The 11918-nt window shown below is 60.1% G+C and carries 12 protein-coding genes and 1 pseudogene; 10 read left to right on the plus strand and 3 right to left on the minus strand.

All coding sequences use genetic code 11. The annotated features are described in order from the left end of the window. On the minus strand, positions 1-289 hold a 289-nt coding region (locus EN991_RS08025), incomplete at its 3' end, for a transaldolase family protein (RefSeq protein ID WP_281058789.1). A gap of 43 nt (positions 290-332) precedes the next feature. After that, entirely contained in the window at positions 333-584 is a 252-nt protein-coding gene (locus tag EN991_RS08030; protein WP_127368533.1) for a DUF982 domain-containing protein, read from the minus strand. A gap of 703 nt (positions 585-1287) precedes the next feature. Between EN991_RS08030 and EN991_RS08035 the strand changes: the two genes are divergently transcribed. The 5 genes and pseudogenes from EN991_RS08035 to EN991_RS08055 all read left to right on the plus strand — a co-directional run. Next, a complete protein-coding gene (locus tag EN991_RS08035) occupies positions 1288-2691 on the plus strand; it encodes a cytochrome ubiquinol oxidase subunit I (RefSeq protein ID WP_127368534.1) in 1404 nt (467 codons plus the stop codon). Further along, the gene (cydB, locus tag EN991_RS08040; RefSeq protein WP_127366896.1) at positions 2688-3698 is read left to right on the plus strand and encodes a cytochrome d ubiquinol oxidase subunit II; all 1011 of its coding nucleotides are present in this window, start codon (positions 2688-2690) and stop codon (positions 3696-3698) included. The genes EN991_RS08035 and cydB overlap by 4 nt, the downstream gene beginning before the upstream one ends. A gap of 269 nt (positions 3699-3967) precedes the next feature. Next, positions 3968-4540, plus strand: coding sequence for an NADPH-dependent FMN reductase (locus tag EN991_RS08045; RefSeq protein WP_064994348.1), 573 nt, complete (start codon positions 3968-3970; stop codon positions 4538-4540). Between the two features lie 202 nt (positions 4541-4742). Further along, positions 4743-4934: a hypothetical protein gene (locus EN991_RS40795; RefSeq protein ID WP_245460918.1), complete on the plus strand. Its 192-nt coding sequence runs from the start codon at positions 4743-4745 to the stop codon at positions 4932-4934. A 284-nt stretch (positions 4935-5218) separates the two neighbouring features. Next, positions 5219-5332: pseudogene (locus EN991_RS08055) on the plus strand (IS21-like element helper ATPase IstB); the annotation flags it as partial. Between the two features lie 119 nt (positions 5333-5451). Here EN991_RS08055 and EN991_RS08060 read toward each other — a convergent pair. Then, positions 5452-6330 (minus strand): GNAT family N-acetyltransferase, encoded by an 879-nt coding sequence (locus EN991_RS08060; protein WP_064994322.1) that lies wholly within the window; start codon positions 6328-6330, stop codon positions 5452-5454. 228 nt (positions 6331-6558) lie between these two features. Between EN991_RS08060 and argE the strand changes: the two genes are divergently transcribed. The 5 genes from argE to EN991_RS08085 all read left to right on the plus strand — a co-directional run bounded on the left by argE (position 6559) and on the right by EN991_RS08085 (position 11761). Beyond that, positions 6559-7683, plus strand: a complete 1125-nt coding sequence (gene argE, locus EN991_RS08065; RefSeq protein WP_064994349.1) for an acetylornithine deacetylase — start codon at positions 6559-6561, stop codon at positions 7681-7683. 16 nt (positions 7684-7699) lie between these two features. Beyond that, a complete protein-coding gene (locus EN991_RS08070; protein WP_064994323.1) occupies positions 7700-8623 on the plus strand; it encodes a glyoxylate/hydroxypyruvate reductase A in 924 nt (307 codons plus the stop codon). Positions 8624-8638: 15 nt separating this feature from the next. Then, the gene (locus EN991_RS08075) at positions 8639-8995 is read left to right on the plus strand and encodes a cupin domain-containing protein (protein WP_064994324.1); all 357 of its coding nucleotides are present in this window, start codon (positions 8639-8641) and stop codon (positions 8993-8995) included. A 226-nt stretch (positions 8996-9221) separates the two neighbouring features. Next, entirely contained in the window at positions 9222-10265 is a 1044-nt protein-coding gene (locus EN991_RS08080) for a tartrate dehydrogenase (RefSeq protein WP_127368535.1), read from the plus strand. A gap of 20 nt (positions 10266-10285) precedes the next feature. After that, positions 10286-11761: an NAD-dependent succinate-semialdehyde dehydrogenase gene (locus EN991_RS08085; protein ID WP_127368536.1), complete on the plus strand. Its 1476-nt coding sequence runs from the start codon at positions 10286-10288 to the stop codon at positions 11759-11761. Positions 11762-11918 lie beyond the last annotated feature (157 nt).

An 11918-nucleotide genomic window follows, 5' to 3' on the forward strand; every position in this document is an offset into this window, starting at 1 on the left:
CTTCGTGGACCGGACCAAAAAGTGCTGCGGCTTGCTTCAAATCTTCCAGCGCCAATTCGAAGAATAGCTGCTCGCCCGCTTTGCCTTCTCTGGCTTTTCGACGTAGGGCCTCGTCGTAAGCGGCACTGTTACGAATGGCTTCATCGAAAATTGTGGGGTTCGATGTCAATCCGGTCACCGAAAATTCGGTGCAATAGCGCTGAAGGGTGCCACTGCTCAACAGATCGCGGGTGATGTTGTCCAACCAAAGGCTCTGGCCGAGTTCGTGCAATCGGGTTGTTGCGTTCATTGTGACCTCGCTAGTGGCGGGAAATGGTCCATCCCGGCATTGTCTATTGGTTCGCACAATCGACCAACATGTGCGCTTCCCGCGCTGCGTCGATGAACGCATTTCTTGCGACGTCGGCGGGAACATTGCCGTTCAAGGCCTGTCGGCACGCCGGTTTCGCAGATCGGTGCTTGTCGCTTCTTTCACTGCGCCAATGACCGTTGAGCAGGTCAAAAGCTTGCCGAGTGTTCATAAGGTTTCGGATGTCGCCGCTTATGGCGGTGGCGACAGAAAGTGGCTTGGAAGACCAATACATGGGACAGGCCTCGGATTGGCTGAACCCACGCAACGCGCTTCCTCGGGGGAAGTTTCATCAACCGGCATCACCCTTGCGTGAAACCAGGGTGTGTGAGTATGGCGCCGAAATGAAAAACCCACCTTGGCGGCGGGTCGCGGGCGCAAATCAGCACTATGCCCGTATTAGCAGCACAGTTGCCGGGTCACTAAGCAACCGGGTCGTGCACCGGGGGTCGGTCGCAGCCTTGCCTGTACAGCTTCGGTGAACAGGGGCAGCCGGTCAGCCGATCATCATCTCGCTCACCGACGTACAGGCTTAGGAACGTTTCCGCCAGGCTGGACGGAGCTTCGGCCATATCTTCGCATAGTGCAGTTGCAGGACTGAATCCCAGCAAATCCGCTCCAAGTTGCCGGCTTCGACAGTAGGCCTTGCGATCAATTCTTTGCAGTGGCGAACGGGAGGCGCCCCGACTGTCACATTTCGACGCAGCAGCCGCTGGACAACTCCTTTGGCTGTCTCCGTCGAAAGGCTTATCAGGGTATATTTGGTGGTCTGGTTCGAGGTTGACGGCCAGACAGAAGAGCGGTTTCGAATCCTTGTATCGACACCGACGCCAATTTCTATAGCTTGATCACGGCTTTGAATCGAGGCGTGATCTCTGTGGCGGCTGCTGCAGCATATGAAGTGATTCTCACCAGCTTGGCATCGGGAGAGACGAGTAATGGATTTTGATCCTGTATTCCTGTCGCGACTGCAATTTGCCTGGGTGATCGGCTGGCACATCCTGCTGCCGGCTATTACTGTAGGATTGGCCGCGTTCATCGCGATGCTGGAAGGCCTCAATTTCTTCACCGGAAGGGACATCTATCTCCGCATCTCGACGTTCTGGATCAAAATATTCTCGATTGCTTTCGGCATGGGCGTCGTCACAGGCGTTGTCATGCCTTTCCAGTTCGGCACGAACTGGAGCCGCTTTTCCGACGCGACCGCCAATGTCCTTTCACCGCTTTTCGCCTATGAGGGCCTGACGGCGTTCTTCCTGGAGGCGGCCTTCCTTGGCGTCCTTCTGTTCGGACGGCAGTTGGTGCCACGCTGGGCGCATTTTGTCGCGGCACTGATGGTGGCACTGGGAACTTTGCTTTCTTCCTTCTGGATCCTGTCGGCAAATAGCTGGATGCAGACGCCGGCCGGCTACGAGATCATCGACGGCCGGTTCTTCCCGACCGACTGGTTCAAGGTGGTCTTCAATCCTTCCTTTCCCTACCGGTTGGCGCACACCGTCGTCGCCTTCTTCGTCACGACCGGCTTCGTCGTCATGGGCGTCGGCGCCTATCTGATGCGTCGGGGGAGGTCGGCCGCGGAAGGGCGAACGATGCTGTCGATGACGCTCTGGCTGCTTACAGTGCTGGTCCCACTCCAGATTTTCATCGGCGACCAGCATGGTCTGAACACGCTTGAGCACCAGCCGGCAAAGCTCGCTGCAATCGAAGCGCGTTGGGAAACCGCGCGGCAGGTGCCGTTGACGCTTTTCGCTATTCCGGACGACAAGGGCGAGCGCAACCTCTTTGCCATCGACCTTCCATGGCTCGGCAGCCTCATCCTTACCCATGAGTTTGATGGCGAGGTCATCGGCCTCAAGGACTTTCCGGCCGATCAGCGTCCGCCCGTCGCGATCCCATTCTTCGCCTTCCGCATCATGGTCGGCTGCGGCCTGCTGATGCTCGGCCTCGTCCTCTTTGGCGGATGGCTTCGCTGGCGCGGCCGGCTGGACACTTCGCGGGCTTTTCTCACGCTCACTCAGATCGCGGCGCCCATCGGCTTCGTGGCAGTTATCGCCGGTTGGATCACCACCGAGGTCGGACGCCAGCCCTGGACGGTCTACGGCCTTCTACGAACGGCGGAATCGGTGACACCGTCGCTGACGAGGTCCGATGTTGTGATCTCGCTGCTTGGCTACATCGCCGTCTATCTCATCATCTATCCTGCGGGCCTCTTCCTGATGCTGCGCATCGTGCGCAAAGGCCCATCCATCGTCGCCGATGAGGGCGCTGAGATCGAAGGGGGCAGGCCAGAGGCGCCGGTCCGAGCCGGAGCGGTCGAACTTCGAGAGGGGGAAGTGCGATGAGCCAGGTTCTCGATTTCGTACCGATATGGACGCTGATCCTCGGCATGGCGGTGTTCTTCTACGTGCTTCTGGACGGCTTCGACCTTGGCGTCGGCATGCTTTACGGCTTCGCGCCCGACACGGCGTCCCGCAACACGATCATGAATTCGATCGCTCCGATCTGGGACGGCAACGAGACCTGGCTGGTGCTGGGCGGCCTGGGGCTTCTTGCGGCGTTTCCGCTTGCCTTCGCCATCATCATTCCCGCGGTGTATTTTCCCATCCTCGTCATGCTGCTGGCGCTGGTGTTCCGTGGCGTGGCGTTCGAGTTCCGCTTCCGCGATGCCGAGCACAAGACCTTCTGGGACCACGGTTTCTGCTATGGCTCGGCCGTGGCCACCTTTGCTCAAGGGGTCGTGCTCGGCGCCTTCATTCAGGGTTTCGAGGTCACTGGCAGGCAGTTCTCCGGAGGGTCTTTCGACTTTCTGACGCCGTTCTCGCTTTTGACCGGCTTTGCCCTTCTGTTCGGCTATGGGCTTTTGGGCGCCGGCTGGCTGATCTTAAAGACAAACGGAGCGGTACAGGAAACAGCGCGTCGGCACGGCCGCGTGTGCCTTGTTGGCGTCCTCATCGGTATCGGCTTGGTCAGCATCTGGACCCCATTCATGAGCGAGGCCATCGCCTCGCGCTGGTTTGCCTGGCCCAATGTTCTATATTTGGCCCCGGTGCCCGTAGCGACCGCGGCGGTGGCATTCTTCACGTGGCGGGTGCTGGACAGCGCAAGTGAGATAAAGCCCTTCATCGGCGCCATCGGCCTTTTCATGCTCTCTTACGTCGGTATCGCGATCAGCCTCTTTCCGATGATTGTTCCTTATCATTTCACGCTTTGGGAATCAGCTTCGTCCGAGCGCACCCAGGCTTTCCTCCTTGTTGGCACGCTGGTGCTGCTGCCGGTGATCCTGATGTACACCGGCTGGTCCTACTGGGTGTTTCGCGGCAAGGTCCGTACAGATGTCGGATATCATTGATTTCGTTGTGCGGATCCACTCAGCCGCTTGGTGGCTCGCTGGCAGCTCAAATGAGACTGTGAGCTGCGGTGTGGCGAAATCCGTTGACGTCACCTAAAGTCCGCAACCTGTCGCTACGAACCAACAGCGCAGGTACCCGCTCTTCCGATGTTCGCTTCATCGCGTCGTGAACCCTGCAGCAGTTGAATCCAGCAGCTTGTCCTAAATGTGCTGGTGTCCGACTTTGACTGAGCAGATACTGTTTGGGGGCGGCAATATGGGAGTGCCTGATGACCACGCACAAAGTCGGCTATCTGATTGGTAGCCTCGCCACGGCATCGATCAATCGCAAGCTTGCAAAAGCACTAGTGCAGCTTGCTCCACCAGAGCTTGAAATGTCGGAGATTTCCTTCAAGGATTTGCCGCTCTACAGCTACGACTACGATGCTGACTTTCCACCTGTCGCGCGCGCTTTCAAAGACTCTATCGCCGCGGTGGAGGCAGTCCTTTTCATAACGCCCGAGTATAACCGCTCGATCCCAGGTGGGTTGAAGAACGCAATCGACTGGGCCAGCCGCCCTTATGGCAAGAACTCGTTCGCCCGCAAGCCCTCAGCTGTCATTGGGACCTCGCCCGGAACCATAGGGACCGCCGTGGCCCAGCAAAGCCTGCGAAGCGTGCTTAGCTTCTGCAACTCCCCGCAGATGAACGCTCCGGAAGCCTACATTCAGTTCACGCCGGGCCTGATCACGGACGGCGGCGAAGTCACAGTCGAATCCACGCAGGAGTTCTTGCTCAACTACATGGCCGAGTTCCATATGTTCATCGCACGGGTCCTTCAGGTGCTTCCCAAGGATGCCTGATGTTGTCACGGAGCCCCTAGACGGCTTCGATCCGGAGGGGAGGGGGCCTGCTTGCTGCCTTTTGCAACACCGCATTGGATCCGGGCGTGATCGCTATCGGGATTTCGGCCTGACAGACCCCCCTCTGTTAATGGTCGTCTTGTCGCTTATGAAAAGGACCAGGGATGGCTGGTGTGGATAATCAGCCGTGGCGGCTTGCCCATTGGGCCAGCCGGCGCGCACTCTCACAGCTATGGTGGCGGAGCATGTAGAATCGGCCTTGTTTGAACAGTCACTCGGCAACATCGAGGGCCTCAATCGACCGTTCTATGATCGTGTGGCTGACGCCGCGGAAAAAACCGATGGGTCGGTTCTGTTCGATTTTCGCGTCGACGGCGATACCTACGTTCAGTAGATAGCTGCCATGGCGTAGCCGGCACAGCTATAATCGTGATGGGGAAGAACGGACAACTTAGATGCGCATCGGTAAACGGGGACACCGCTCCTTTGGTGGCAGAATTGGCTGACTGGAATGCGTTTCCGCTGAGTGAGCAAGCAAAGGTTGATCACCGCGGAACAGCCAGCATCCTGCTAGCGAAGCTCCGTAGTTCCGGTCACTTCGGCCGGGCGTTCCTAAGCGAGAGTTAGGCGGCATTAGCCACCTTCCTAACGCTCGCGGCCGCTTCTTCAATGTCGTCATCCGAGACCCGCGACGGCCGCCAAGGCAAAATTGCCGATCATCTCACCCGGCTCGACTTCGTCGTGTTCGATGAACTCGGCTATCTCTCCTCCGCCCAATCCGGTGGCCAATTGCGTCTTTAACGCCAGCGACCAGAACGCCGCCTATTCGGCGGGCGCTGGTCTCCTACACTCGCTCGCCTGCGCGCACGGCCACGCGGTTGGCGCCTTTCGGTCGCATTGTCGTGCCGCAGTCAACTCAATGCGTGGCCAGCCAATCCATAAACCCACGGCCCGTTTTCTTCCCGGTTCAGGAATCGGCGCCCTTTGGACATGGTCGTAACGGTCTCGGCGATGCCAAGGCCGCACTGGTCGAGAAACGCGGCAAACATGCCTTCTTTCTCCCGCGTATCGACTCGGACGAAGCGTCCTGCAAGATTTCTCAGATGGATGGCTGTGAGATGGACCGCGTCCAGATCGCTGCGCGCGACCATCGGGCCGATCACGTAGCCACGCCCGAATTCGCGACACATGGAATAGCCGACGATCTCGCCGCCACGGCTCAAAGTGCAGATAGAGGCATTCGCTGAAAGCAATGCGAGCAGGCTGGCGCGGTCTGTCCCAAACGCTCGTCTGTCGAGCCCCATGATCTCCTTTAGCCTGTCGCTCGGCAGCGCCTGCAATTCCCCGTCCAAGGCCGGCAGGGCAGGGAGTGCAGGCGGAATCTCTCCTTGGTGCATGAATACGATTCCTTCGGTCGTGAAACCGAGTGAGACATAGAGGGGATAGGCGGCATGGGTGGCGTTGAGCGCCAAATTGCGATCGCCACACTGCTCGAGCACCTGGTCCATGAGCCATCGACCGCCGCCTTGCGCTTGTGTGCGGGGCGTTGTGATCACTACGCCGATGGTGGCGAAATCGTCCCCTTGCGGAAACCACATCGCGCTGCCGAAAACGCGCCCGATGCCGTCTACGGCAACGATGCCGCGGCCCGCGCGGCGCAGAGTGTCCCAGTCCTTCGGCCGATGCGGCCAGCGAACCGAGATCGAGAGCGCGTGGAGCAGATTGACATCGACTTCGTCGATGTCCCGCGCGACCAGTTCGAAAGACTTCAGGCGCACTGATCTCTGCATTTCAGTCGACCTGCTCCCTTTTTCCAAGTCCCACGGTCGCGACCCGTCCTCGCTGACGTGCCGCAGCCGTCTTTTGCCTCATGATTGCACCCGAAAGCCAGCAGGTTTCGCTGGTTCCGGGCCAATATTCGAAATCTTCGGCCAAAGCATACCTTCATTCGGCACGGAATGCTCTCGCCTGCTGCCACACTTGTTGCATCCAGCGAACTGCGAGTGGAGCGGCGCCCTGTGAATGTCGAAGAAATTCTTGCGAGGCTGATCGCGTTCCCCTCGGTCGTGGGCGCGCCCAATGGCGCGATCGTCGACTGGGTGCGTGAATATTGCGAGGCGGCCGGAGCTGAGGTGACGGTCCTTCGCGGCCCGGAAGGCGACCGGTCCAACCTGTTTGTCACAATCGGAGCTCGGCATGCCCGCGGCTACATCTTGTCGGGCCACATGGATGTCGTGCCGGCCGGTGAACGGGAATGGCACTCGGATCCGTTTGTCCTGCGCCAAGACGGCGCCAGGCTTCACGGTCGGGGCACCTCCGACATGAAGGGGTTTCTCGCCTGCGTGCTGGCCGCGGTGCCGCGGCTCGCGGCGATGAACTTGCCACGGCCAATTCATCTCGCATTCTCCTATGACGAGGAGGCAGGTGCCCGTGGCGTGCCGCATCTCATCGCCGCGCTGCCAAGCCTGTGCGAGAAGCCGCTTGGCGCGATTATCGGTGAGCCGAGCCGGATGGAAGCCGTGCGGGCACACAAAGGCAAGGCGGCCGTGCGGCTCGAAGTGATCGGACGGTCCGGCCATTCTTCACGGCCCGAGCTGGGACTGAATGCCGTGCATGCAATGGCTGGTCTCGTCACGCAGATCGTGGCCTATGGCCAGACCCTTGCGATCGGGCCATTCGACACGGATTTCGCGCCTCCATACTCGTCATTGCAGGTTGGTGTCATCGCCGGCGGCCAATCCGTCAACATCATCCCCGATCGCTGCACCGCCGATATCGAGGTCCGTGCCGTGCCAGGTGTTTCGCCGAGATCCCTGCTCGAGCCGGTAAAGACCCAACTGACGGCTCTACGCGACAGCGGCTTTGAAGTGGCTTGGCATGAGCTGAGTGCGTATCCGGGGCTTTCGCTCCCGCAGGAGAGTGGTTTGGCGGCCCTTCTGGCCGAGTTGACGGGGCGTCAGCCCCTGTCTGCGGTGAGCTACGGAACGGAAGCTGGCCTTTATCAGCAGGCCGGCATCGACGCGATCATCTGCGGCCCCGGCGACATCATCCGGGCTCACCGTGCCAATGAATATATCGAGACCGGCGAACTTGCTGCCTGCCAGAGCATGATCGAGCGTCTCGCCACGCGCCTTGCCGGATAGCAGGAAAGGGCGGTTCATGGCTTTTCTTTTCAATTCCGACCCGGTGCGCGCAGCGGTCTTCCGCAAGGCTTTCGCACGCGAACTACCGGACGTCGAATTGTTCCACAGCAGCGAATGTTTCGACCCGGAGGAGGTGCGCTACCTCCTGACCTGGACGGCGCCAGATGATCTCGCGCGCTATCGCAATCTCGAATTGCTGTTTTCGCTCGGCGCCGGCGTCGACCAGTTCAACCGTGAAAGCCTGCCTCGGCAGGTGAAGCTGGTGCGCATGGTCGAGGACGGCATCATTCGCATGATGCAGGAATATGTCGTTCTTGGCGTGCTGAGCCTCCACCGGGATATGGTGGCGTATCGTGAACAGCAGAAGCGCCAGGCGTGGCGGGGTCTTGCCGCTCCGCAAGCGACCGAACGCCGGGTTGGGTTTCTTGGCCTCGGCATGCTGGCGCAGGCAGCTATCGAGCGATTGCTGCCGTTTCGCTTTCCCCTTGCCGCCTGGAGCCGAAGCAGGAAGGAGATCGAAGGGGTGACCTGCTTTTATGGCGCGGACCAGCTTGCCGGTTTCCTCGCGCGCACGGATATTCTCGTCTGCCTGCTGCCGCTGACGAAAGAAACGCGTGGCATCCTCGATGCGGAACTCTTTTCCCTCCTGCCGGCTGGGGCGAGATTGTTGCATGTCGGCCGCGGGCCGCAGCTAGACCAAACCGCCCTTGTCCAGGCTCTCGATAGCGGGCACCTCACCGCCGCAATGCTCGATGTCACCGATCCCGAGCCACTGCCGGACGGCCATCCGCTCTGGCGGCACCCGAAGGTGGCGATCACGCCGCACATCGCTTCCGTAACGCAAGCAGATTCCGCGGCGCAATCCGTCGTGGACAACATCCGGCGCCACCGCGCCGGAGAAGAACTGATCGGCCTCGTCGATCGGACACGCGGCTACTAACCAGGAAAACATAAAATGTCACTTCTGATCACGATCGACACAGATCCAGCCTTCGCGCCGAAGCAGGCATTGCCGGCTCCAGAGCGGCTCATCTCCGGCAATCCATCCTTCAAGACTTGGGCGCAGGATGCTTCGAAAGGCGAGAAGGTTCTGACCGGCGTCTGGGAGGCGACGCCTGGCGAGACGCATTCTATCAAGGGCACGACCTGCGAGTTCTGCCACATCGTTTCGGGCCTCGTCGAGATCGAGGAGACGGGCGGTGAGACCAAGACTTACCGCAGCGGCGACAGTTTTGTGATGAAGCCCGGCTTTGTCGGCGTCTGGCGCACGATCGAAACCGTGCGCAAGATCTACGTCAGCGTCTATGACTGAGCTCAACGCTCAAGGTCTGGCCGAATAGCGCGCGCGCCGGTTCCAGAACAATCCACTCTCCAAGTCCCGCCCGACGCGATTCGACGCCGTCGGGCGGCTCATCCTCGGCGGAAAATACGGCGCGCTGTCGACTACTGTTCCAAAACCAGGTGCGAGACGCCGCATGTCGCTGCCGTGTTGAGCAAGCTGCGACCTTCGGTACCCATCGGTCTCCAGGAGGATATCAATGAAGGCTTACACGATAGCGCACATCCCAGGCGACGGCATCGGCAAGGAGGTGACCGAGGCTGGATGGGAGGTGCTGCAGGCTGCAGCAAAGCGAGGCGGCTTCGCCCTTGAGGATACAAGGTTCCCATGGTCGTGCGCCTACTATCTGGAAACCGGTGCGATGATGCCCCCTGACGGCGTCGAGATGCTGCGGAAGTTCGATGCAATCTACCTCGGCGCTGTGGGATGGCCAGCAAAGGTGGCCGACTCCGTATCGCTTCACGGACTGCTCCTGCCGATCCGCAAAGGGTTCACGCAGTATGCCAACATACGGCCGCACAGGCTGTTGCCAGGCGTTCAGGGACCTCTTCGCCGTGATGGTTTCGATATACTGTGCATCCGGGAGAACACGGAAGGCGAATACTGCGGCGCTGGTGGGCGCATTCATTCCGGAACGGCCAATGAGGTCGCGATCGAGACGGCAATCTTCACACGTGAGGGTGTCGAAAGAATCCTCCGTTTCGGTTTCGAACAGGCGCGGACGCGCCGCAAGAAGCTCGCATCCGTCACCAAATCCAACGCGCAGAAACATTCCATGGTTTTTTGGGATGAGGTCACGCGTGAGGTGGCGAAAGACTATGCCGATGTGGAGGTCTCGCACTACCACGTCGACGCCATTGCCGCCCGCATGGTCCTGGCGCCTGAAAGCCTCGACGTGATCGTCGCCTCGAATCTTTTTGGCGACATCCTCACGGATATTGGAGCGGCCATTCAGGGCGGGCTGGGTTACGCCGCCTCCGCCAATATCAATCCCGATCGCAGCGCGCCTTCGATGTTCGAGCCGGTCCACGGTTCGGCGCCTGACATCGCGCATCTCGGCATCGCCAATCCGATCGCCGCGATCTGGTCCGGTGCGATGATGCTCGGGCATCTGGGCGAGGGGCAGGCCGCGGCCGAAGTGATGTCGGCGATCGAGTCCGCAACCGCACGCGGGATAGGCACGATTGCAGGCAAGGACACGACTGAAGCAATCACGCAGGCCGTGCTGGCAGGATTAAGCTGAAAGAGCAGAGGAAAAGAACCATGAACGCAATAACGAAGATTGGTTTCCTGAAGGATGCGGACCTGTTTCGCCAGCGTGGCCTCATTGGCGATGTCTGGCAGCATGCGCACAGCAACGCGACTGTCGATGTGATCGATCCGGCCAGTCTGGAAGTGCTTGGAACCGTGCCCGACATGGGCCGGGATGAGACAAGGGCTGCAATAGATGCAGCGCAGGCGGCGTTCAAGGACTGGAAGGCCAGGACCCATGCCGAACGCGGAGCGCTTCTGGAGCGCTGGCACAGCCTGATACTGGAAAATGAAGACGACCTGGCGTTGCTGCTGACGCTGGAACAGGGCAAGCCTCTGGCAGAAGCACGCGGTGAAATCCGCTATGGCGCCTCCTTCGTGAAATGGTTCGCCGAAGAAGCACGCCGGATCGGTGGCTCGACCATTCCGTCTCCCACGCCCGATCGCCGCATTCTGGTGCTGAAGGAGGCCGTTGGCGTCTGCGCAATCATCACGCCATGGAATTTCCCTAACGCGATGATTACGCGCAAGGTGGCGCCGGCGCTGGCCGCGGGTTGCACGGTTGTCATCAAGCCGTCGGAATTCACGCCATTTTCGGCGCTGGCGCTCGGCGTACTGGCGGAACGGGCGGGTATTCCTGCCGGCGTGATCAACATTGTGACCGGCATGCCCATTGAAATCGGCAACGAACTGATGGCCAACGAGACGGTGCGCAAGATCTCGTTCACCGGCTCGACCCGCGTCGGAGCGCTGCTCATGCGTGGCGCGGCCGATAGCATCAAGCGGCTCAGCCTCGAGCTCGGCGGCAACGCGCCCTTTATCGTCTTTGATGACGCCGATCTGGGCAATGCAGTCGAGGGGGTGATCGCATCCAAGTTCCGCAATGGCGGTCAAACCTGCGTCTGTGCGAACCGGATTCTCGTGCAGGCGGGCGTTTACGATGCTTTCGCAGAAAAGCTGAGCCAGCGCGTCAACCGAATGAAGGTTGGCGCGGGGACCGACGACGGAACGGAGATTGGCCCGATGATCAATGCGGCCGCCATCGACAAGATCGAGCGTCACATCGCGGATGCACAGGCGAAAGGCGCGCGGATCATCGCCCAGAGCGAGACGGTGCCGGACGGCAAGCAATATGCACGGCCCATCGTGCTGGGAGAGGCTACTACCGAGATGCTGCTGGCATCGGAAGAGACGTTCGGCCCGGTGGCGCCGCTTTTTCGCTTCGAAACGGAGGACGAGGCCATTGCGATCGCGAACGGTACGCCCTTCGGCCTTGCCGCCTACTTCTACACCGAAAATCTCAAGCGGTCATGGCGTGTTGCCGAGGCCCTGGAGTTCGGTATGGTTGGGCTCAACACGGGCATGATCTCGACCGAAGTAGCGCCTTTCGGCGGTGTCAAGCAGTCAGGGGTGGGGCGCGAAGGATCGCAGCTCGGCATCGAGGAATATCTCGAGGTCAAGACGCTTCATGTTGGCGGGCTTAACTAGTTCTGTTGCAAGCAGGTGGAAACACCTTCCAAAGCGTGGAACAACAAGAAAGGGGCGGTGAAAACCGCCCCTTTCTCTGTATTGCGACCAGTGCTCATTAACGTGGTGGGAGTGCCTCACACTGGCGCGACTGCACCAGCAACAGACGCTCAGGCGA

Origin of the sequence: Mesorhizobium sp. M7A.F.Ca.US.005.03.2.1 (assembly GCF_003997795.1) — a bacterium.
Lineage (GTDB): Bacteria > Pseudomonadota > Alphaproteobacteria > Rhizobiales > Rhizobiaceae > Mesorhizobium > Mesorhizobium ciceri.

Bases quoted from the DNA above. Each gene is read 5' to 3' on its own strand.
- EN991_RS08030 (WP_127368533.1), bottom strand. From the start codon at position 584: ATGTATTGGTCTTCCAAGCCACTTTCTGTCGCCACCGCCATAAGCGGC.
- EN991_RS08035 (WP_127368534.1), top strand. From the start codon at position 1,288: ATGGATTTTGATCCTGTATTCCTGTCGCGACTGCAATTTGCCTGGGTG.
- cydB (WP_127366896.1), top strand. From the start codon at position 2,688: ATGAGCCAGGTTCTCGATTTCGTACCGATATGGACGCTGATCCTCGGC.
- EN991_RS08045 (WP_064994348.1), top strand. From the start codon at position 3,968: ATGACCACGCACAAAGTCGGCTATCTGATTGGTAGCCTCGCCACGGCA.
- EN991_RS08060 (WP_064994322.1), bottom strand. From the start codon at position 6,330: ATGCAGAGATCAGTGCGCCTGAAGTCTTTCGAACTGGTCGCGCGGGAC.
- EN991_RS08070 (WP_064994323.1), top strand. From the start codon at position 7,700: ATGGCTTTTCTTTTCAATTCCGACCCGGTGCGCGCAGCGGTCTTCCGC.
- EN991_RS08075 (WP_064994324.1), top strand. From the start codon at position 8,639: ATGTCACTTCTGATCACGATCGACACAGATCCAGCCTTCGCGCCGAAG.
- EN991_RS08080 (WP_127368535.1), top strand. From the start codon at position 9,222: ATGAAGGCTTACACGATAGCGCACATCCCAGGCGACGGCATCGGCAAG.
- EN991_RS08085 (WP_127368536.1), top strand. From the start codon at position 10,286: ATGAACGCAATAACGAAGATTGGTTTCCTGAAGGATGCGGACCTGTTT.